Here is a 21243-nt window from a genome sequence, read left to right on the forward strand (position 1 = left end):
CTGCGGGTCAGGAGGGGGGCCCCACCAGCCGGTACCGGCGCACCGCGCCAGCGGGGTGACGGCCGTGTCTGGAGGGACGGTGCGTGCCCGCACCGCGCCTCCTGGACCGCATCAGGTCACCGCGAGAACGACGCGAGCTTCTGCTTGAGCTGCTGGTCGATGTACGGCTCCAGCGACTTCGCCCAGGTACCCGTGATGTGGCTCGTGTCGCGGTAGACGAGCACACCGCCGATCACGGCCGGGCAGGTGGTGTCCGTGCAGTAGTACTTCGTCAGGTCGAGCACGCTGCCCGTGCCTCCGGCGGCGGTGAACGCCGCCATCGCCTCGGCCGACGAGTCGGTCTGGGCGAGGGCCACGGACCGCGGGTTGTCGCAGGACGAGTCGGTCGGGCCGGTCATCCGGCTCACGCACGCCACGACGTCGCGTCGGGGGACCGGGTTGTCGCGGACCGCGATCACGGGGAGGTCGTCGCCCGCAGCCTGCTGCCAGGCGTCGAGGAGACCGGCGCGGGTGGCGTCGTCGCGCTGCTGGCCCTCGGGGGCGTCCACCGGCATCTGGGTCGTCGAGTGCGCGACGATCAGGGCGTCGGCGTCCCGGTGCTGCTCGACGAACGCGATCGCCTGCTGCTTCCAGCGGTCGCAGCCGCGACCCGAGGCCGGGCTCAGGGACTGCTGGTGCGCGGTCGTCAAGTAGCACCCGCCGATGCCGGCGAGGTCGATCCGCCAGCCGTTCTTCGCGGCCAGGTCGCGGTAGACGCCGAGCAGGGTGTTGCTGTGCGAGTCGCCGATGACGAGGAGGTGCTTCGAGTAGCCGGTGGTCTTGCCGAGCACGCAGGTCTCGAAGCGGCCGCTCCAGCACTTCTTGATGTTCGGGTCCGGCTCGTCGGGTGACGGGTTCGGGTCGTCCTCCTTGGCGGCGGACGGCGCCGGGACACGGACGTCGGCGAGCTTCGGGTCCACGCACGGCTTCGCTGCGCTGATCTGCGCCGCAGCCCCGAAGCACGAGACCTCGCCGTCCTGCAGGCGCTTCGTGAAGGTCGCGGCCTGGACCTCCTGGACGTGCACGGCGGTCAGCGTCGAGACGCCGAGTGCCGCGACGACCACGGTGCAGACCACACCGAGGACGGCGACGCGACGCGGCCGCAGGGTGCGCACCCAGCCGGAGAACCGGAGCGGCTCCTCGAACCACACCGTCGTGACCGCCGCGAGGACGAGCGAGACCACCAGGACCGCGAGCTTGCTCTTCCAGCCGAGCGGGTGGTCGAGCCAGATCGGCACGATGACGACGAGGGGCCAGTGCCACAGGTACAGCGAGTACGAGATGCGCCCGACGAACGCGATCGGGCGGACCGCGCCGAGGAGCTCGAACAGGGTGCCGGCACCGAACGTCACCATCAGGGTCGCGCCGACGACCGGGAGCGCGGCGGCGATGCCGGGGAACGGCGTCGCCGGGGTGATCACGACGAGCGAGGCGAGGAGCGCGAGCGCGCCGACGATCGCGGCGCCCGAGCGGACGGACCGGGCCACGACCGTGCGCGGTGCGGGGAGCGCGACGGTCGCGGCGAGCCCGCCGAGCGCGAACTCCCACGCGCGGGTGGCCGTCGAGAAGTAGGCGACGCCGGGGTTCGTGTTCGTCTGCACGATGCACCAGACGAGCGAGACAACGACGACCGTGCCGAGCAGGATCCGTGCCGTGGTGACGGGGGAGACGCGCTTCCGCACGACGAGCGTGAGCAGGAGCAGCAGGAGGGGCAGCGCGATGTAGAACTGCTCCTCGACCGAGAGCGACCAGAAGTGCTGGAACGGCGAGGCCTGGTTGTCGGCGTCGAGGTAGTCGACCGAACTGGCCGCCAGCTCCCAGTTCTGCGCGTAGACCGTCGATGCGATCAGCTCGCGGCCGTACTGCGACCAGAGGGCGCTCGGGACGACGAGGAGCACCGCGGCGCCCGTCGCGAGGATCGTCAGGAACGCGCCGGGCAGCAGCCGCTTCGCCCGCCGGGACCAGAACTGCCCGAGTCGGATCCGGCCGGTGGAGAGCTGCTCGCGCAGCAGGTGCCCGGTGATGAGGTAGCCCGAGATGACGAAGAAGACGTCGACGCCGACGAACCCGCCGTGCAGCCGGTTCGGCCACAGGTGGTAGACGACGACGGCGAGGACTGCGAACGCCCGGAGCCCCTGGATGTCCCAGCGGGTGGTGTCCCGGGCGCGGTGTGCGGGTCCGCGGGGGCCCTCGGTTGCAGTGCTCACTGACGCCAATCCTACGAGTTGTCGTGCGATCCTCGGAAACGGACGCGGCTTCGGGGACGTTCAGATCCGGGCGGCACGCAGGGCGTCGACGGTGTTGCGGACGCCCCGGCCGAAATCGGTGAAGTCGCGGGCGTCCACGGTCGGCAGCACCCGGGAGGCGAACCGGAGGTCGAGGCCCTGGTAGGTCGCCGAGGGGTCGGCACCGTGGCGGACGTCGAGGGGTTCCCCGAAGGCGTCCTCGACCGCGGCGACGACCTCGGTGATGGTGGCGCTGCGGCCGGAGGCGAAGATCTTGGTGACGGCGGTGCCGGCGGCGGTCGACCGTTCGGTCGTGTCCAGCGCGTCCAGCACCATCGCCGCCGCGTCGTCGATGTAGAGGTAGTCCCGCGTGGTCTCCGTCGGGACGTAGATCGACGACGGCCGGCCCTCGAGGTGCGCGAGCGCCAGCTGGGACACGAGCCCCTGCGCCTTGCCGAGGTTCGCCCCCGGCCCGTACAGGTTCGAGAACCGTCCGACGAGCAGGCGCGCACCGGTCGACTCGGCCCAGGTGCGGAACCGCGCTTCGGACGCGAGCTTCGACCGGCCGTACGGCGCGAGCGGAGCCGGCTCGGAGTCCTCGTCGAAGGGGGCCGGCGAGGAACCCGCGTAGACGGCACCCGCCGAGGACGCGAAGAAGAGCGTGCCCGGAGCGGCCTCGTCGCCCGCGAGGGTCTCGAGCACCCGCCCGATGAGCTGCTGCTCGGCCTCGAACACCTCCGCACCGGTCGCGACGACCCCCGTCCCGGCGCACCAGACGACGCGCCAGGGGGAGTCCGGCGTGCGGACGCCCCGGATCGCCGTCACGAGCGCCTCGACCGCGGCGTCCTGGTCGTCCCAGGGCACCGAGGCCGCGCGGACGTCGGTCCCCGGTGCCGCCTCGGCCGCCGCACGACGGACCGCGCGCCCGAGGAAGCCTCCGGAGCCGACGACGAGCGTCGCCGGGGTCGACGAGGCCGTCACGCTGCGAAGACCCCGGCGGCCGTCGCCGCGTGCAGCGCCTCGCGCCAGTCGCGCATCGGCGCCAGGCCCGCGCGGGACCAGCCGTCGTGCCCGAGCACGCTGTACGCCGGACGCGGTGCGGGACGCACGAAGGCGGCGCTGTCGGTCGGGAGGACGCGGTCCGGGTCGAGCCCGTTCTCGGCGAAGATCGCCTTGGTGAAGTCGTACCAGGACCCCTGGCCCGAGTTCGTGCCGTGGTAGGTGCCAGCCGGGGCGTCCGCGTCGACGAGCTCGACGATGCGTGCCGCGAGGTCACCCGTCCACGTCGGCTGCCCGACCTGGTCGGTCACGACGGACACCGTGTCGTGCGTCTGCGCGAGCCGGAGCATCGTCGCCGCGAAGTTCGGCCCGTGCGCGCCGTAGATCCACGCGGTCCGCACGATGTACGACGAGTCCGGCGCGATCCGGCGGACGTGTGCCTCGCCCTCGGCCTTGGTCCGGCCGTAGGCGTTCAGCGGGTCCGTCGGGGCGTCCTCGGCGTAGGGTGCGGTGCCGTTGCCGTCGAAGACGTAGTCCGTCGAGATCGTCACCAGCTTGGCGCCGTGCCGGACGGCCGCCTCGGCGAGGAGCCTCGGGCCCGTCGCGTTGACCGCTGCGGCGTCGGACTCGTGCGTCTCGGCGTCGTCGACCTTGGTGTACGCGGCCGAGTTGATCACGACGTCGTGGCCGGCGACGGCGGCGTCGACCGCGTCGGGGTCCGTGATGTCGAGGTCGGCGCGACCGAGCGCGGTGACGTCACGACCCTGCAGCGCGAGCTGCAGGTCGCGACCGAGCATGCCGGCGGCGCCGGTGATCAGGGTGCGGGTCATCGTGGCGTCCGGGCTCAGGCGAGCGCCGCGCGCTCCTTGAGGGGCTCCCACCACGCGCGGTTGTCGCGGTACCACTGGACGACGTCGGCGAGACCCTGCTCGAACGGCACCTGCGGCTCGTAGCCGAGCTCCGCCTGGATCTTCGAGATGTCGACCGAGTAGCGGAGGTCGTGGCCGAGGCGGTCGGCGACGCGGTCGACGTACGACCAGTCCTTGCCGGTCGCGTCGAGCAGCAGCTGGGTGAGCTCCTTGTTGGTGAGCTCGGTGCCGCCGCCGATGTTGTAGATCTCGCCCGCGCGGCCCTTGGTGAGCACCAGCGCGATGCCACGGGTGTGGTCGTCGACGTGCAGCCAGTCGCGGATGTTGTTGCCCTCGCCGTAGAGCGGGACGTGCTTGTCGTCGATGAGGTTCGTGACGAACAGCGGGATGACCTTCTCGGGGAAGTGGTACGGCCCGTAGTTGTTCGAGCAGCGCGTGATCGAGAGGTTCAGCCCGTGCGTGCGGTGGTAGCTGCGGGCGAGCAGGTCGCTGCCGGCCTTCGACGCCGAGTACGGCGAGTTCGGCTCGAGCGGACGCTCCTCGTCCCACGAGCCCTCGCTGATGGAGCCGTAGACCTCGTCGGTGGAGACGTGCACGAAGCGCTCGGTGCCGTGCCGGAGCGCGGCGTCGAGCAGACGCTGGGTGCCGACGACGTTCGTCTCGACGAAGATGCCGGAGTCGCGGACCGAGCGGTCGACGTGGGACTCGGCGGCGAAGTGCACGATGGCGTCGATGCCGGGGATGACCTCGTCGAGCTTGGCCGCGTCGCGGATGTCGCCCTGCACGAAGGTGTAGCGCGGCGAGTCCGCGACGGGGGCGAGGTTCTCGAGGTTGCCCGAGTAGGTCAGGGCGTCGTAGACGACGACCTCGGCGCCCTCGAGTCCGGGGTACGCGTCCTGCAGGGTGCGACGGACGAAGTTCGAGCCGATGAAGCCGGCTCCGCCGGTGACGAGGATCTTCACGAGGTCAGGTTCCTTTTCGGAGTCGGTGACGTTGGATCGATGGACGAGTGTAGCGGGGCGTCCCGGAGCAGCAGGTTCCGGCGGGCCTCGACGAGCGCCCAGACCACCGCGACGGCGGCGAGGAGCAGCACCACGACGAGGCCGTACCGGCCGGCGGGCGTCAGGTTCACGAGTCGACCGAGACCGGCGACCGTGACCTGCAGGTGGGTGTTCTCGTAGAAGCCGCGGTAGGCGACCGTCAGGCCGTAGAGCCCGATCACGGGGAAGCCCCAGAGCGCGAAGGAACCGACGCGGCCGCGTTCCGGTGCGCTCGTCACGAGGTTCCGCCACGCGATCGCGCTGACGGCGATGAGCGGGACGAGCCCGATGAACAGGTAGCGGCCCTGTGCGCCGGCGATGAGCTGCGTGTCGTCGTAGGAGGAGAAGTTGTTCTGCAGCTGGATCACGAGCGTCAGCGCCGGCAGGACGAGCAGCACGATCGCCGTGCTGCGCTGCGCCGTGCGACGGAACGCCCATCCGACGATCACGGCGAGGGCGATGACGGTCAGGGAGTCCGTGAGGATCTGCGTCATCGGGTAGCGGAGCGCACCGAACTGCCCCCAGAACGACGAGGTGAGGCGGTCCCACTCGACGTTCATGAACTCGCCGAAGTTGGCGCTCGTCTCGCGGCCCCACGGCTTGTCCTGGCGGACGGCGCTCACGCCGTCGGGCTGGAGCGTGCCGAAGAGCATCAGGTTGCGGATCCACCACCACGAGCCGGCCGCGGCGACGATCGCGCCGGCGACGGCGGTCCGGCCGATGCGGGCGCCCCACGACAGGGTCCCGTGGCCGGCGACGAGCAGGGCGATCGCGACGAACGGCACCGTCGGCAGCCCGGTGCCCTTCACCGAGCAGACCGCGGCGACGGCCACCCCGAGCCACACGGCGATGCGCCACCGGTGGTCGCCGGTGAGGGCCCGGACGGCGAGCCACGAGATCACGGCACCGAGCACGATGACGGGCGCGTCGTTCGTGACGGACGAGCCGATCTGCGCCAGCTGCGGCACGGCGAACAGGGCGAGGACGCCCACGATCGCGGTGCGCGGCGAGCGGGTGACCCGCCGGACGGTCGCCCACGTCAGGAACGGCAGCGGGAGCAGCACCACGACGTCCATCAGGCGCAGGGCCATGACGCCGATGTCCCAGCGCAGGTGGAAGAACCCGATCGCCTTGAGCACGACCGCACCCACGCCGTAGTACGTCGGCGGGTGCTGCGACATCTGGTTGACGAAGTCGTGGTTGCCCGGGTTCTCCGCCGTGAGCTGCGCGACGGTCTCACGGTCCGCCGCGGCGACGTTCGTGGACTGCCCCTGCTCGACGTACGTCGTCTTGAGCAGGTCCATCTCGCCCGGCGCCGGCCACCCCTTGCCGAGCGCGAGCTGTTCGGCGGCGTCGAAGTGCGCTGCCTCGTCCGGGGCCGCGAACATCGGCGTCAGGAAGGCCCACAGCGTGAGCAGCAGCGCGAACGCAGCCGTCAGTGCGATGACGGCGCGTCGTTCCCCCCGGGTCACCGGCAGTGCGGCGGTGACCTCAGTCGCCATAGCGCTGGAGTTTCTGCAGGTCGAGCTGTTCCTCGGCCAGCGTGCGGTTGAGCCGCGTGAGGTCGGCGACGACGCCGATCACGATGCTGAGCACCGCGGTGATGAGCAGGACCACCCCGAGGATGATCGACTGCAGGTGGTTGCCGCCGGTGTGCATCGCGAGGAGCACCAGGTACCGGACGAGCGGCCACGCCCCGAGCGCGCCGAGGATCGCCGCGACCCAGAGGAAGAGCGCCATCGGGCGGTACATCAGGTACACGCGGGCGATCGCCGACCCGGACTGGAACATGTGCTGCCAGATGTTCTTGAACAGGCGGGACTCGCGCGTCTTCGGGTTCGTCGTGATCGGGATCGACGCGATCGCCAGGCGCTTGTACCCGGCCTGCACGATCGTCTCCATGCAGTAGCTGAAGCGCGTCACGATGTTGAGGCGGATGAGCGAGTACTTCGAGTACGCGCGGAACCCGCTCGCGGCGTCCGGCAGGTCGAGACCCGCCGCGCGCGAGGCGACCCACGAGCCGAAGCGCTGCATGAGCTTCTTGAACCCGGAGAAGTGCTCGATCGTCCGGGTCTGGCGGTCGCCGATCACGATCTCGGCTTCCTTGCGGAGGATCGGCTGGACCAGCTCGGCGATGTGCGCCTGCGGGTACTGGTTGTCACCGTCGGTGTTCACGACGATGTCGGCACCGTGGAGCAGTGCGTAGTCGACGCCGTCCCGGAACGACCGGGCGAGGCCCATGTTCGTGGTGTGGTGCACGAAGTGCCGGACACCGTGCTCCTTGGCGACCTCGACCGTGCGGTCGGTGCTGCCGTCGTTGATGACCAGGATCTCGATCTCGTCGATGCCGTCGATCTGCTTCGGGATCGAGTCGATGACGCTGGCGAGGGTGTTCTCCTCGTTGAGGCAGGGGATCTGGACGAATAGCTTCACGGGCTCGCTTGGTCTCGTTTCGGGAGTCGGCAGTGCGCAGAACCATGACAGCCTATGCGAACTCGCGCCTTGCTAGGCTTCCCCGGTGCAGATCCGCGAACTGAAGATCCCCGGCGCGTGGGAGTTCACGCCCGTCCAGCACGGCGACGCACGAGGAGCATTCCTCGAGGCGTACCGGGCCGACGTCCTCGAGGAGACGGTCGGCCACCCGCTCGACCTGCGGCAGGTGAACATGTCGGTCTCGGCGGCCGGCGTCGCACGGGGCATCCACTACGCCCTCGTCGCACCGAGCCAGGCGAAGTACGTCACCGCCGTCCGCGGGGCGTTCATCGACTACATCGTCGACATCCGCGTCGGCTCCCCGACGTTCGGGCAGTGGGACTCGGTCCGCATCGACGACGTCGACCGCAAGGCGGTGTACCTGTCCGAGGGGCTCGGCCACGCGATCGTCGCGCTCGAGGACCAGTCGACGGTGAACTACCTGGTCAGCGCGCACTACAACCCGGAGCGCGAGAAGGGGATCACGATCCTCGACCCGACCGTGGGACTCACGCTGCCGGACGGGCTCGGCGAGCCGGTCCTCTCCGAGAAGGACACCAGCGCACCGACCCTCGAGCAGGCCGCCGCCGCAGGGCTGCTCCCCACCTACGAGGAGTGCTTGGCGTACACCGAGTCCCTCCGTACGACGAAGTAACGAAGCAAAGGACGCACCCGTGAAGGGCATCATCCTCGCCGGGGGTTCCGGCACCCGTCTCTGGCCGATCACCAAGGGCATCAGCAAGCAGCTCATGCCGATCTACGACAAGCCGATGGTCTACTACCCGCTGTCGACGCTGATGATGGCCGGCATCCGCGAGGTGCTGGTCATCACGACGCCGGAGTACAACGACCAGTTCCGCGCGCTCCTCGGCGACGGCTCGGCCCTCGGAATGGACATCCAGTACGCCGTGCAGCCGAGCCCGGACGGCCTCGCGCAGGCCTTCGTCATCGGCGAGGACTTCATCGGCGACGACAGCGTCGCGCTGGTCCTCGGCGACAACATCTTCCACGGCACGGGCCTCGGCACGAACCTCCGCAAGAACACCGAGGTCGAGGGCGCGACCATCTTCGCGTACCACGTGGCCGACCCGAAGGCGTACGGCGTCGTCGAGTTCGACGACAGCTTCACCGCGGTCTCCATCGAGGAGAAGCCGACCGAGCCGAAGTCGAACTACGCCGTCCCCGGCCTGTACTTCTACGACAACAAGGTCATCGAGATCGCGAAGACGATCGAGCCGAGCGCCCGCGGGGAGCTCGAGATCTCGACCGTGAACGAGCGCTACCTCGACGCCGGCGAGCTCGGCGTGCAGGTCCTCGACCGCGGCACGGCCTGGCTCGACACCGGCACGTTCGAGTCGATGATGCAGGCGTCCGAGTACGTCAAGGTGATCGAGGACCGTCAGGGCTTCAAGATCGGCTGCATCGAGGAGATCGCCTGGCGCAACGGCTGGATCGACGACGCACAGCTCGCCGACCTCGCCGCCCCGCTCGTCAAGGGCGGCTACGGCGTCTACCTCCAGCGGCTCCTCTCCGCCTAGTCACCCCCGTGGCGCCCGGCTCTGGTTGGTTCGGTCGACGCCGCCGTCGCGACGCGACGCCCTCCGGGCCCGATGCGGTCCAGGAGGCGCGACACCCGTCCGCGACGGCGGCGTCGCCCGTGCGGGTGGCCGGGTTCGACGGCCCGGCGCAGGTCCGGCAGACCGGCGTCACCGTGCTCCTCGTCAGCCGGTCCGACCGGCAGGACCGGTTGCCCGCGATGGTCACCGCTGCCCGGACCGCCTTCGGTCCCGAGGTGGACGTCCGTGCCGTGGCCTACGTCGCGGACGCCTCCCCGGTCCTGCCGTCGCCCCGGGGTGTGCCGTGGGTGCGGCCGGACGCCGTCGACGGCATCGGATCGGCCGTGAACGCCGGGGTCGCCGGTGGGGTGCGCGGCGTGCTCGTCGTGGTGGACTCGACGGTGGGTGTCACCGACCAGGACCTCCAGGTGCTCGCCGAGGCCGGTGCGCGCGGTGTGGCGCAGGCCCGGGTCTGGCTCGCCGACGGCTCCGCACGCCACGGGGCCCGGCTCCTCCGGCCCGGGGCGCTGCCCTGGAGCGACGACTCCGCGTCGGTCGTGCCCGGCGCCGACGGACTCCGGTCGACGATCCTCGCCGCACGCGACACCGCAGCCGCTGCGACCGTCTTCGCCGCGGACCAACCCGCACTGGCGATGCCGGGACGTGCGCTGGTATCGGCACCGTGCCTCCCGGACGAACGCACCACGCTGTCGGCCTGGAGCCGCGCGGTCGCGGACCGCACCGATCGTGACGTCGCGCTCGTCTGGGCGCTCGAGCGCTCGGACGAGGCGGGGCGCACCGTCGACGCGGCGACCGTCGACGCCGTCTCGGCGTGGCGTGACCGCGCCGTCGACGGGACCGGCTCGGTCGTTGCCGGGCCACCGGTGCCGCCGTGGGGCGCTCGGCCGGTGACGCCCGCGGCCCCGACGGGGTCGGCCACCGAGCAGCTCGCGTGGTCGCTGAAGATCGCCGCGCCCGCCGGACCCGAGGGCGACGGCTGGGGTGACGTGCACTTCGCGGCCGAGCTCGCCGCCGCGCTCGAGCGCCTCGGACAGCGGGTCCGCGTCGACCGCCGGGACGCCCACGTGCGGGACGACGACGGCGCGGACGACATCACGCTCGTCGTGCGCGGGCTCGACCGGGTGCCGCCGAACCCGGCCTCCGTGAACCTGCTCTGGGTGATCAGCCACCCGGACGACGTCGCGGACACCGAACTGCGGTCGTTCGACCGGGCGTTCGCCGCGGGTCCGGCGTGGGCCGCCGCGGCGAGTGCGCGGTCGGGCGTGCCGGTCCGGACGCTGCTGCAGGCGACCGATCCGGCGGTGTTCCGCCCGGGCGTGTCGTCAGGGCCCGACGCCGGCCGCGTCGTCTTCGTCGGCTCCACCCGCGGTGCCGCTCGCCCCGTCGTCGCGGACGCGGTCGCACTCGGTGCCGACCTGCGCGTGCACGGGCCCGGGTGGGAGGACGTCGTGCCGGAGTCGTCCCTCGGGGCGCCGTCGTTGTCCCGCGCCGAGGTCGCCCGTGCCTACGCGTCCGCCCGCGTCGTGCTGAACGACCACTGGCCGGACATGGCCGCCGGGGGGTTCGTGTCGAACCGGGTGTTCGACGTCCTGGCCGCCGGGGGAGTCGTCGTGACCGACCCCGTCGTCGGGCTCGGCGAGGTGCTCGACGTGCCGACGCTGGCGGTGGCGGGGTCGCGGGAGGACCTCGCGGCGCTGCTCGACCCGGCGTACCCGTGGCCCGACGTGGCCTCGCGTGCCGAGGTGGCCGCGCGCATCGCCGCCGAGCACTCCTTCGATGCCCGTGCCCGCGTGCTGCTCGACGCCGCGCGCGCCGAGCGCGCGCGCCTGCGGCGCTGAGCGCGCCGCGGGCCGCGGCCGCCTGCGGCGCCGCGCCGCGGCTGCCGCCGCCGCGGCGTCGAACCACGTTCGCGACGTCGAACCAGGCCGCGCGCCCGGTTCGACGTCGGATTCGTGGTTCGACGCGGGCGCGCCTGCGCCGCCGCATAACCGAAGCCGCGCCGAACCGCGGGAAGGCGCGGCGCGCAGTGGTTTTGGTTGTGCGCTGCGCAGCGGCGGCACGCCGCGCCCCGCGGCGCGCGCTACTTGCGCGTCACCCAGCGCGCCCGGACGGCGAGCCCGACGCGCAGCACCGCCCGCAGGGGCCACAGCCACCACGCCCGGTACTTCCGCGACAGGAACCGGTAGGCGCTCCGGTGGTGCTCGATCTCCATGCGGCGCCGGTTCGACGAGGTCGAGTGCGCCCCGGTGTGCGTCACCACGGCGGTCGGCACGTACACGTTCGCCCGCCCGGCGAGCCCCACGCGCTGCCCGAGGTCGACGTCCTCGAAGTACATGAAGTACGACTCGTCGAAGCCCCCGAGCTCGCGGAACAACGACGTCCGGATGAGGAAGCACGCGCCGGACAGCCAGCCGGCCTCGCGCTCGACGACCTGGGTGGTGGACCAGTACCGCTGGCTCCAGGGGTTCGCCGGCCAGAAGCGCGAGAACGCCGCGTGGCCGAGGCCGGTCCGGAGCGACGGGAGTTGGCGCGCCGAGGGGTAGGTGTCGCCCTGCTCGTCGAGGATCCGCGGACCGAACGACCCGCCGGACGGCAGCCGGTCCGCAGCCGCGACGAGCTCGTCGATCGAGCCCGGCGCGAGGACCACGTCAGGGTTCGTGACGAGCAGGAACTCCGGCCGGACGTCGGGGAGCACGTCGTCGAGCGCGCTGAGAGCCGCGTCGATCCCGCCGCCGTAGCCACGGTTGCCCCCGGAGGACACCACGACGGCGCCGTACGACTCGCCGATCGCCCGCAGTGCGTCGAGGTCGGCCGAGCCGTTGTCCGCGATCACCACGGCCACGGGCTCTCTGGACGCCGCCTCGATGCTCGCGAGGAACGGCCGGATCGTCTCACCGGTGTTGTACGTGACGGTCAGCACCGCGACCCGGGTCATCGTGTTCCCCCGGCGACGGCGGCGTACGCGTCGACGTGCACGGCGGCCGTGGCCTCCCACGTGAACGAGGAGGCCCGGCGGAGTGCGGCCGCCCGGTGCGACGCGACGAGCGCGGGGTCGTCGAGCAGCGAGGCCATCGCCGCCCCCAGCGCAGAGGCTGAGGGCTCGGTGTACACGGCGGCGTCGCCCCCGACCTCCGGCAGCGACAGGCGCCTGGTGGTGAGCACGCACGCGCCGGCCGCCATCGCCTCGACCACCGGCAGGCCGAAGCCCTCGCCGAGGGACGGGTACACGACGAACTCCGCGCCGCCGAGGAAGCCGGAGAGGTCCTCGAGCGGGAGGTACCCGGCCTCGATGACGTGGTCGGCGTCCTGCAGCGCGTCGAGCCGTGCGATCGCGGCCTCGTCCCAGCCGCGGGCACCGGAGAGCACCAGCCAGGGCGTGTCCGACCCCGTGACCGCGCGGGCGTCGCGGACCGCGGCGTAGGCGTCGAGCAGCGCGGTGACGTTCTTGCGCGGTTCGATCGTGCCGAGGAACGCGATCCAGGACGCGTCGTCGGGGAGCGTCGCGGCGATGCGGGCGTCCTCGACCTCGGCGGTGGACGGCTCGTGGAACACGGTCCGGTCGACCCCGAGCGGGGCGACCCGGACGTCCGCACGGATGCCGGACACCACGCGTGCGGCCTCGGTCGCGGTGGCGGCGCTCGGCACGATGACGACCGGACGGGTCCGGAGCGATCGGCGGCTCCACCAGGTGAAGAACGTGCGCTTCAGGCGGGAGTGCCACTCGGGGTTCGAGAAGAACGTGGCGTCGTGCAGCGTCACCACGGACCCACGGCGCCACGAGAACGGGAACGTGTAGTGCGGGGAGTGCAGCACCGCCGCGCCGATCCGCCGACCGAGTGCCGGCAGCCCGGTCTGCTCCCAGAGGAAGCGCAGCGGCACGGAGTCGGTCCACGCCGGTGCCGTGTGCAGCGTCACGTGCGGTGCGACGTCGCGGAAGTGCGCGGCGTGCACGGGCCGGACGACGAGGTGCACGTCGAGCGACGGGTCGGTGAGGTGCGACGCGACCCCCTCGACGTAGCGTCCGACACCGCCGAGGTTGCGCGGTACCGCGGTCCCGTCGATGAGGACGGTGAGCTGCGGCACGCGAGGTTCCTTCCGGCCGGGGACGCCGCGGCCGGGACCGTCGACGGGGGAGCCCCCAGGATAGCCCGCTCCGCTCATGCGTCCGGGTCCACGGCGCTCCGCGGGACGGACGCGACCCGCGTCTCACGGAGCCGCCGCGCGAGGTGCGCGGGGAGGTGCCCCGTCACGTCGGCCAGTGCTGCCAGGACGAGCCGCGCCTCCCGTCGGGTGCGACCGGAACGCAGTCCGACCAGGCCGCGCGCGGTCGTCCGGACCGCAGCCCGCAGGACCGTCGGCCACGGCGCGTGCCACAGGGCGACGACCAGCCGGTTGCGGGCGTTGCGGAAGACGAACAGGTCGCTCTGCACGCCGGACGACGCCGAGTGGTCGTGCTCGACGACCGCGTCGGCCGCGTACTCGACGCGCCATCCGCGGCGACGGAGCCGCCAGGCGAGCTCGGTGTCCTCGTAGTACATGAACAGCGACTCGTCGAGGAGTCCGACGTCGTCGAGCGCGGCCTTCCGGAGCGCGGAGGCGCCGCCCGAGAACCCGAACACGTCGCGGTCCGCCGCCTGGTCGGCCGCGCCGAACCAGTCGCGGTCCATGCCGTTGCCGTCGCGGTCGACCCGCACGCCGGTCGAGTTGAGGCGGACCTCGCCGTCGGCGTCGGGCACCCACAGGTGGCCGGTGTGGTCGCGCAACGCCCGTCCGGCGGGGGCCGGGGCACCGGCCTGGAGGCGCGACCAGCGCCCGGCGAGCACGATGCGGCCCGTCACGGCCGCCACGGCCGCAGGGGCGGCGTCGAGGTGGTCGCGGAGGGCCGCGACGAAGCCCGGAGCCGGCTCGGCGTCGTTGTTGAGGAGGACGACGACGTCGGCGTCCGCGTGCCGGATGCCCGTGTTCGCGCCCGCCGCGAACCCGCCGTTGGTGTCGCGGACCAGCACCGTCGCCTCGGGCAGCTCGCGGCGGAGCACGGCGACGGAGTCGTCCGACGACCCGTTGTCGACCACGATGACCTGGTCGGCCGCGCCGTCGTCGAGCACGGCGCGGGCGGCCCGGGTCGTGAGGTCCGCACGGTTCCAGTTGACGACGACGACCGCGGTGCGGGAGGCGCCGTCGGTGGGCGTCAGCCGAGCTCCTCGATGGAGGGCTTCGCGTAGACGCTGCCGACGGCGTCGCCGAACGACGGGACCTCGAACGAGTCGCACTCCGGCAGGTCGTGCAGGTGCCGCCCGGCGGAGTCCATCATCGACACGTTGATGAAGTACTTGCCGGTGCCGAAGTTCGTGTCCGTGATCCGGAGGCGGAGCTTCCGGCGCCCGTGCAGCGGCTGGAGCGTGACGCCCATGATGCCGGTGGTGGTGCCGTAGACGACCTGACCGGCGGTGTTGTTGATCTGGACGGCGGCCTCCCAGTCGGCGACGCCGTCGAGGTGCTCGAACTCCATGTCCACGACGAGGTCGTCACCGGGCGTGACGGGCGCTCGGTGCTCCTTGCCGTCGGCGTGCACGGTCGCCCCGAGGACGGTGCCGCGGCCCACGGCGACGTCGGCGCTGAGCTCGCCGGACCGGCGCTCCTCGAGCACGTCGCGGAACTTGCTGACCGCCTGGACGGCGTCCCCGTCGTGCAGGACCTTGCCCTTGTTGAGCAGCACGACCCGGTCGCACATCTCCTGCACCTGGCTGAGCGAGTGCGTGACGATGATGATCGTCTTGCCCTGCTCCTGGAACGATCGGATGCGGTCGAGGCACTTGCGCTGGAACGCCTCGTCGCCGACGGCGAGGACCTCGTCGACGAGCAGCACGTCGGGGTCGGTGTGCACGGCCACGGCGAACGCGAGTCGCACGTACATGCCGGAGCTGTAGAACTTCACCTGGGTGTCGATGAAGTCGCCGATGCCGGAGAACGCGAGGATGTCGTCGAACCGCGCCTCGGTCTCCTTGCGGCTCAGACCGAGCAGCGCCGCGTTGAGGTAGACGTTCTCGCGGCCGGACAGGTCCGGGTGGAAGCCGGCGCCGAGCTCGAGCAGCGCGGCCAGCCGCCCCCGGCGCGAGACGGTGCCGGACGTCGGCTGGATGATGCCGCCGATGGCCTTGAGCAGCGTCGACTTGCCGGAGCCGTTCTGGCCGATCAGCCCGACGGTGGTCCCGGCCTGGATCGACACGGTGACGTCGTCGAGCGCCCAGAAGTCCTGGCGGTGCTTGCGACCGGCGCGGCCGAGCGTGACGATCCGCTCGCGGATGGTGTTGTCCTTGCGGACGGTGAAGCGCTTCCGGACGTGGTCGATGACGATGACGTCGGGGCGCTCGTCACCGCGCTGCTGGGCGGTGGGTGCGACGGGGGTGCTGATGGCCATGGGTCTAGAGCTCCTGCGCGAAGTTGCCCTGCAGGCGCGAGAACACGCGCTGCGCGCCGATGAGGCAGAACAGGCCGATGACGAACGCGATGCCGAGTCGGAGCATGAGGTGGTCGGGGTAGACGACCTTCGCCGGGTCGTGCAGCCAGATGGCGTTCTGCATGCCGAGGACGGACAGCGTGAGGGGGTTGTTCGTGTAGACGGTCAGGATCCACTGGACGTGCAGTTCCTTGAGGACCATCGAGTACGAGTACACGATCGGCGATCCCCACAGCAGCACCATCAGGCCGACGTCGATGACGAACTGCACGTCCCGCAGGTACACGTTGAGCGCGGAGAGGACGAGCCCGATGGCCGCGCCGTAGACGACGATCACGGCGAGGGACGGCACCAGGTACACCAGGCCCTCGTGCAACGGGAACGCACCGAGCACCAGCGTCGCCACGATGAGGATGACGAACTGGATGGCGTAGTTCACCAGGGCGGCCCCGACGCTCGCGAGCGGGAAGACCTCGCGCGGGACGTAGACCTTCTTGATGAGGCCGCTGTTCCCGACGATCGAGCCGGTCGACCCCGCGACGATCTCGCTGAAGAGCGTGTACGCGCCGAGTCCGGTGAAGACGTAGATCGCGAAGTTGTCGATGCCGTGCGCGGCGCCGAGCACCTTGCCGATGACGAAGTAGTAGATGAGGAGCTGGGTCAGCGGGCGCACCAGCGTCCACACGAACCCGAGCGCCGAGTCCTTGTACCGCGCCTTGAGGTCGCGGCGCACGAGCATGCCGAGCATCTCGCGCTGCCGGAAGACGTCGCGCAGTTCTCGCCAGGTTCCTCGGATGGCACTCGTCGGAGCGCCGACCACGACCAGGGGCTCCTTCGCGAGCGCGGCCATGCGGGCTTGATCGACCATGTGTCTCTTCGTTCGTGGGGGCAGGACCGGAACAGCATACTCACCGCATCACCCAGGACGCCGGTGCGCGCTGCGGACCGGGCGACACCTGTCGTCCGCCCCCGTGCGGGGGTGAATGTGCGCGGATTGAACCCTCAACCTTCACTTTGGGGTTACCGTTGACGCAACCCGGACCCTTGTCAACATCCACAGGACGGCCCGTCAGCATGCACTTCGCGTCACGGCCGATCGCTGCGTTCGCGGTGGTCGGTGTTCTCAGTCTCCTCGCGGCGGGTTGTTCCGCCACGAGTGACGACGACCCCACCGCGTCGCCCACGCGGTCCGCCGCACCGACTCCGACCGCGTCGGCGACCGCGACGTCCGGCCCCTCGTCGACCCCGTCGCCGAGCAGCTCCGACGACGCGGACGACAGCCCCTCGGCGTTCCCGGGCTCCGGCCAGACGACCGAGCCCGACGACGACCCGTCGGACTTCCCGGCCACCGCCGTCGTCACGTACGCCGGGTGGGACACGGGCAGCCGGACGCTCCAGGCCGGTGGACTCGTCTCCGGCACGACGAACACGTCGGGCACGTGCACGTTCACCGCGACGAAGAGCGGTGTCACCCGGACCCTGACCAGCACGGCGGAGGCGAGCGCGTCCTCCGTGAACTGCGCGCAGGTGTCCTTCCCGGCGGCCCAGGTGTCCAGCGGCACCTGGTCCATCACCCTCGACTACCGGGTCGGCACGCAGTCGACCACGTCCGACCCGATGACGGCGGAGGTGCCGTGATGCGATCCATCCGAACCGACGGGCGACGACGCCCGCTGCGGTCGTCCCTCGCCCTGGTGGCCGCCCTCGCGGTCGCCGTGAGCGGCCTGACCTTCGGCACGGTGCTGTCCGAGCAGACGACGACGGAGTCCGCCTCGGCCGCGACCGCCGCGTCGTTCGACCCGGGCAACATCATCAGCGACGTGAACTTCTACAACGGGTCGGCGATGAGCTCGTCGTCCGTGCAGTCGTTCCTCAACAGCGTCGCGCCGAACTGCAAGCAGGCATCGGGCGGCCCGGCGTGCCTCAAGAACTTCTCGCAGAACATGAGCGGCATCGCCGCCGTGTCCGGTCGGTGCTCCGCGATCAACGGCGGCGTGAAGTCGGCGGCCACGGTCATCGCGCAGGTCGGCGCCGCGTGCGGCATCAGCCAGAAGGTCCTGCTCGTCCTCCTGCAGAAGGAGCAGGGCATCGTCACGACGAACAGCCCGACGAGCTACATGTACCTGCACGCCACCGGCTTCGCGTGCCCGGACACCGCGCCGTGCGACCCGAAGTACTACGGCTTCGGCCAGCAGGTGTACGCCGCCGCGCTGCAGTTCAAGCGCTACCAGGCCTCGCCGACGTCCTGGGCGTACCAGGCCGGCCGCAACAACTCGATCCTCTACAACCCGAACGCCGCGTGCGGTCGGAAGACGGTCTACATCAAGAACCAGGCGACCGCCGGGCTGTACATCTACACGCCGTACACCCCGAACGCCGCCGCGATGTCGAACCTCTACGGCACGGGTGACGGCTGCTCGGCGTACGGCAACCGGAACTTCTGGCGCATGTACACCGACTGGTTCGGCTCGCCCACCGGTGGCAGCTCGCCCGCCGGGCACGTCGACTCCGCGACCGCCGGGTTCCGCCAGGTCACGGTGGGCGGCTGGGCGTACGACCCCGACGTCGCGACGAGCCCGATCCGGGTGGCGTTCTACGTGGACGGCGTCGGCAAGAAGACCATCACGGCCGACGGGGCGCGTTCCGACCTGGGCAGCCAGCTCGGCGCCGGCAACACCAGCCACGGGTTCTCGACGACCCTGACCGGGATCTCCGGCGGCAGCCACAACGTCTGCGTGTTCGGCATCAACCAGGGCGCCGGCGCCAACGCGCTGCTCGGCTGCCAGCAGGTGACCGTCCGGACCGGGGCGCCGTTCGGCAAGCTCGACCAGGCCACCCTCGCGGCGGACAAGCTCAGCGTCCGCGGCTGGGCGATCGACCCGGACACGAAGTCCTCGATCCCCGTGCAGCTCCGCGTGGACGGCGTGGCGAAGAAGGCCTGGACCGCCAGCGCCTCGCGCACCGACGTCGGGAAGATCTACCCGGGCTGGGGCGACGCGCACGGCTACTCGGCGACGATCAGCGGCATCGGCGCCGGGAAGCACACGATCAGCACGTGGGCGAAGGACACCTCCACGGGCAAGTGGACGCAGCTCGGGGCGAAGACCGTGACGAAGGCGAGCGGTTCGCCGTGGATCGTCATCGACGAGGCATCGTCGACCGCACCGGGCAAGCTCAAGATCCGCGGCTGGACGGCCGACCCGGACACGATCGCGCCGCTGCGCGTCCACCTGTACCTGGACGGCAAGGCCCTGACCTCGTTCACGGCCGACCAGACCAAGGCGGGCCTCGACAAGGCGCTGCCCGGCTACGGTGACGACCACGCGATCCTGTTCACCCGCAGCAGCGTCCCGGCCGGGAAGCACCAGCTCTGCATCATCGCGATCAACGTGGGACCCGGCGGCAACAGCAACGTCTGCACGACGTTCCAGACGCCGACCGGCCCGCCCAAGGTGAAGATCGAGTCCGGTTCGTCGCCGACGCTCGGCTCGCTGCAGGTCAGCGGCTACGCGGTCGACCCCGACACGGTGCAGCCGATCGGTGTGACGTACACGGTCGACGGCAAGAAGGTCACCACCGGCACGGCCGACCAGGCCAGCGCCACCGCGGCGAAGGCGTACCCCGGGTACTACTCGAAGCACGGCTTCCAGGCCACGCTCACCGGCATCGGCCCGGGCAAGCACACCGTGTGCGTCGTCGGGACGAACGTCGGGGGCGGGAAGGACGCCAGCGCCTGCAGCACGGTCGCGATGACCTCCGGCAATCCGGTCCTGCTGCTCGACGAGGTCTCGTCCCCCGCGGCCGGACAGGTCAAGGTGCGCGGCTGGACGATCGACCCGGACACCGCGTCCCCGATCCAGGTGCACGTGTACGTGAACGGCGCCGGCGCGAAGTCGCTCACCGCGAACGAGGCGAAGGCGTCGCTCGCCACCACCTACGGCGGGTACGGCGCGAACCACTCGTTCTCGACGACCGTGTCCGGCTACAGGGCGGGCAGCACGCAGGTCTGCGTCTACGCGATGAACACCGGCGCGGGAGCGAACACCACGCTGTGCCGGACGATCACGGTGAAGTAGTGCGCTGACGGTCCCACGGACCACGATGCGAGACGGGAGGCGCCCCACCAGCCGGTGGGGCGCCTCCCGTCTCGTCCGTGGTCGGCTCAGCCGCGTCCGGTGCCGCGGCGCACGGCGCGCGCCAGACCGCCGAAGCGGTGCAGCAGGCGGTACTCGGCCGACCGGGTGAGCTCGTCGTACCGCAGGGCGATCGTGTCGCGCTCCTCCTCCGCACGCCGACGCGCGGCGTCGAACGAGGCCACCGCCTGCTCGGCCACGACGAGCCGCTCGTTGATGTCGCGGACGCCCTGCAGGTGCACGTCGCGCTCGAGCTCGGCGACCCGCAGGACCTCGCGCTCGTTCGTCGCCCAGCGGAGGAACGGGGACCGGCTGCCGGTCCGGGACCGCGCGTGCTCGATCGCCGCCTCGAGGACCGGGCGCACCTGCTCCGCACGCGCCGCGAAGGAGTGTCGCTCGACCACGACCGCGCGCAGCCGTTCGACCAGCGCCGTCCGCTCGTCCGCGGGCATCGCGAGCGCCCGCTCGAGGGACGCGGCGTCGTCGAACACGGGGACCTCGCCGAGGCCGAGCTCGTCGAGTCCGAGCGCGCAGTCCGTCACGGGGAGCGCCCCGGACGCGAGCGACTCGTAGAGGCGGGAGTTCAACGTGCCGTACTCGGCGGCCGGCGCGATGACGTCGTCGACGACGAAGGCCGCCGACCGGTAGACCTCGGGGAGCGCGAAGTAGGGGACCATCGGCCGCAGCTCCACGCCGGGGGACGGGTCGACGTGCTCGGCGTTCGCGGCGAACCAGACGATCGGCTCGGCCGGACGGACGTCGTCGAGGACGTCCTGCACGTGGCGGCGGACGCCCCAGAAGTTCACGGTCGCCACCGCGCGGTCGCTCCGCGGGGTACCCGGGTCGGTCGTGAAGAGCTCGAGGTCGACGCCGATCGGCACGACCTCGACCGGGCCGTCGTAGTGCGCGGCGACGGCGTCGCGCGCGGTGGTCGACGACGTCCAGACCGCCTCGAACTCGTCGAGGTACGGCAGGGCCGCCCACTTCGCCGTCCAGTTGCGCACCCACGCCACGAGGGCGGTGGACGGCGGCACCCGGCCCGGCACGAAGGACTCGATCATCACGACCACGACGGCCGTGTCGTCCGGGACCGGGTCGGCCCACCGGGTGATCGGCCACATCGCGACCCCCCACCCGGCGTCCCGCAGCGCCCGGGCCAGCCCGAGCGCGACGTAGAGGTCGCCCTTGCCCTCGGCCGGGTCGTCCGTCGACACCGCGAACCGGACGGTCCCGCGCGGCCCCTCGGCGTGGTCGCCCGCGGCGATCGCGGCGTAGTCCGCGGCGAGGGGGGAAGACGTGGGAGCGGTCGGGATGCTGGTCGCGGTCACCGAGCCATTCTGCACGAATCGGCGCTGATCTCAGGGGAGCGCGGGCGCGCGCCTTGTAGGGTGTCATCGGCCGTCGGCACCCCGCGGCCGACCCGTCGACCCGC

17 protein-coding genes are annotated in these 21243 nt (G+C 71.6%); 5 read left to right on the forward strand and 12 right to left on the reverse strand.

Annotated elements, in window-relative coordinates; translation table 11 throughout:
• Window positions 1-116 precede the first annotated feature (116 nt).
• The 6 genes from BIV01_RS18395 to BIV01_RS18420 are packed head-to-tail and all read right to left on the reverse strand — an operon-like array spanning window position 117 to window position 7605.
• Complete coding sequence (locus tag BIV01_RS18395) at window positions 117-2246, reverse strand: acyltransferase family protein (protein WP_071303779.1); 2130 nt, start codon at window positions 2244-2246, stop codon at window positions 117-119.
• Between the two features lie 60 nt (window positions 2247-2306).
• Complete coding sequence (locus tag BIV01_RS18400; protein ID WP_071303780.1) at window positions 2307-3245, reverse strand: NAD-dependent epimerase/dehydratase family protein; 939 nt, start codon at window positions 3243-3245, stop codon at window positions 2307-2309.
• On the reverse strand, window positions 3242-4093 hold the full coding sequence (gene rfbD, locus BIV01_RS18405; RefSeq protein WP_071303781.1) for a dTDP-4-dehydrorhamnose reductase: 852 nt from the start codon (window positions 4091-4093) through the stop codon (window positions 3242-3244). The genes BIV01_RS18400 and rfbD overlap by 4 nt, the downstream gene beginning before the upstream one ends.
• A 14-nt stretch (window positions 4094-4107) precedes the next feature.
• A complete protein-coding gene (rfbB, locus tag BIV01_RS18410; RefSeq protein ID WP_070418472.1) occupies window positions 4108-5094 on the reverse strand; it encodes a dTDP-glucose 4,6-dehydratase in 987 nt (328 codons plus the stop codon).
• Window positions 5091-6674 carry a DUF2142 domain-containing protein gene (locus BIV01_RS18415; RefSeq protein WP_071303782.1) on the reverse strand — a complete coding sequence of 528 codons (1584 nt, stop codon included), beginning with the start codon at window positions 6672-6674 and terminating at the stop codon, window positions 5091-5093. The genes rfbB and BIV01_RS18415 overlap by 4 nt, the downstream gene beginning before the upstream one ends.
• Window positions 6664-7605 carry a glycosyltransferase family 2 protein gene (locus tag BIV01_RS18420; protein WP_070418474.1) on the reverse strand — a complete coding sequence of 314 codons (942 nt, stop codon included), beginning with the start codon at window positions 7603-7605 and terminating at the stop codon, window positions 6664-6666. Before BIV01_RS18420 ends, BIV01_RS18415 begins: the two co-directional genes overlap by 11 nt.
• 85 nt (window positions 7606-7690) lie before the next feature.
• On the opposite strand from BIV01_RS18420, the gene BIV01_RS18425 reads away from it, so the two are divergent.
• From BIV01_RS18425 to BIV01_RS18435, 3 genes are all read left to right on the forward strand, one after another.
• A complete protein-coding gene (locus tag BIV01_RS18425; protein ID WP_071303783.1) occupies window positions 7691-8299 on the forward strand; it encodes a dTDP-4-dehydrorhamnose 3,5-epimerase family protein in 609 nt (202 codons plus the stop codon).
• Window positions 8300-8318: 19 nt separating this feature from the next.
• The gene (rfbA, locus tag BIV01_RS18430; RefSeq protein WP_071295765.1) at window positions 8319-9182 is read left to right on the forward strand and encodes a glucose-1-phosphate thymidylyltransferase RfbA; all 864 of its coding nucleotides are present in this window, start codon (window positions 8319-8321) and stop codon (window positions 9180-9182) included.
• Window positions 9183-9307: 125 nt separating this feature from the next.
• Entirely contained in the window at window positions 9308-11059 is a 1752-nt protein-coding gene (locus BIV01_RS18435) for a glycosyltransferase (RefSeq protein WP_071303784.1), read from the forward strand.
• 242 nt (window positions 11060-11301) lie between these two features.
• Here the strand turns inward: BIV01_RS18435 and BIV01_RS18440 are convergent, their stop codons facing one another.
• The 5 genes from BIV01_RS18440 to BIV01_RS18460 all read right to left on the reverse strand — a co-directional run bounded on the left by BIV01_RS18440 (window position 11302) and on the right by BIV01_RS18460 (window position 16546).
• Window positions 11302-12156, reverse strand: coding sequence for a glycosyltransferase family 2 protein (locus BIV01_RS18440; protein WP_071303785.1), 855 nt, complete (start codon window positions 12154-12156; stop codon window positions 11302-11304).
• A complete protein-coding gene (locus BIV01_RS18445) occupies window positions 12153-13304 on the reverse strand; it encodes a glycosyltransferase family 4 protein (protein WP_071303786.1) in 1152 nt (383 codons plus the stop codon). The genes BIV01_RS18440 and BIV01_RS18445 overlap by 4 nt, the downstream gene beginning before the upstream one ends.
• Before the next feature lie 74 nt (window positions 13305-13378).
• On the reverse strand, window positions 13379-14491 hold the full coding sequence (locus BIV01_RS18450; RefSeq protein WP_083414145.1) for a glycosyltransferase family 2 protein: 1113 nt from the start codon (window positions 14489-14491) through the stop codon (window positions 13379-13381).
• Window positions 14410-15639, reverse strand: a complete 1230-nt coding sequence (locus BIV01_RS18455; RefSeq protein ID WP_071295760.1) for an ABC transporter ATP-binding protein — start codon at window positions 15637-15639, stop codon at window positions 14410-14412. The genes BIV01_RS18450 and BIV01_RS18455 overlap by 82 nt, the downstream gene beginning before the upstream one ends.
• Before the next feature lie 4 nt (window positions 15640-15643).
• The gene (locus tag BIV01_RS18460; RefSeq protein WP_071295759.1) at window positions 15644-16546 is read right to left on the reverse strand and encodes an ABC transporter permease; all 903 of its coding nucleotides are present in this window, start codon (window positions 16544-16546) and stop codon (window positions 15644-15646) included.
• A gap of 206 nt (window positions 16547-16752) precedes the next feature.
• On the opposite strand from BIV01_RS18460, the gene BIV01_RS18465 reads away from it, so the two are divergent.
• Window positions 16753-17316: a hypothetical protein gene (locus tag BIV01_RS18465; protein WP_071303788.1), complete on the forward strand. Its 564-nt coding sequence runs from the start codon at window positions 16753-16755 to the stop codon at window positions 17314-17316.
• Window positions 17316-19754, forward strand: coding sequence for a hypothetical protein (locus BIV01_RS18470; RefSeq protein WP_071303789.1), 2439 nt, complete (start codon window positions 17316-17318; stop codon window positions 19752-19754). The genes BIV01_RS18465 and BIV01_RS18470 overlap by 1 nt, the downstream gene beginning before the upstream one ends.
• 86 nt (window positions 19755-19840) lie before the next feature.
• On the opposite strand, the gene BIV01_RS18475 is transcribed toward BIV01_RS18470, so the two are convergent.
• The gene (locus BIV01_RS18475) at window positions 19841-21139 is read right to left on the reverse strand and encodes a glycosyltransferase family protein (RefSeq protein ID WP_071303790.1); all 1299 of its coding nucleotides are present in this window, start codon (window positions 21137-21139) and stop codon (window positions 19841-19843) included.
• Window positions 21140-21243 lie beyond the last annotated feature (104 nt).

The organism is Curtobacterium sp. MCBA15_013 (genome assembly GCF_001865095.1).
Classification (GTDB): Bacteria; Actinomycetota; Actinomycetes; order Actinomycetales; family Microbacteriaceae; genus Curtobacterium.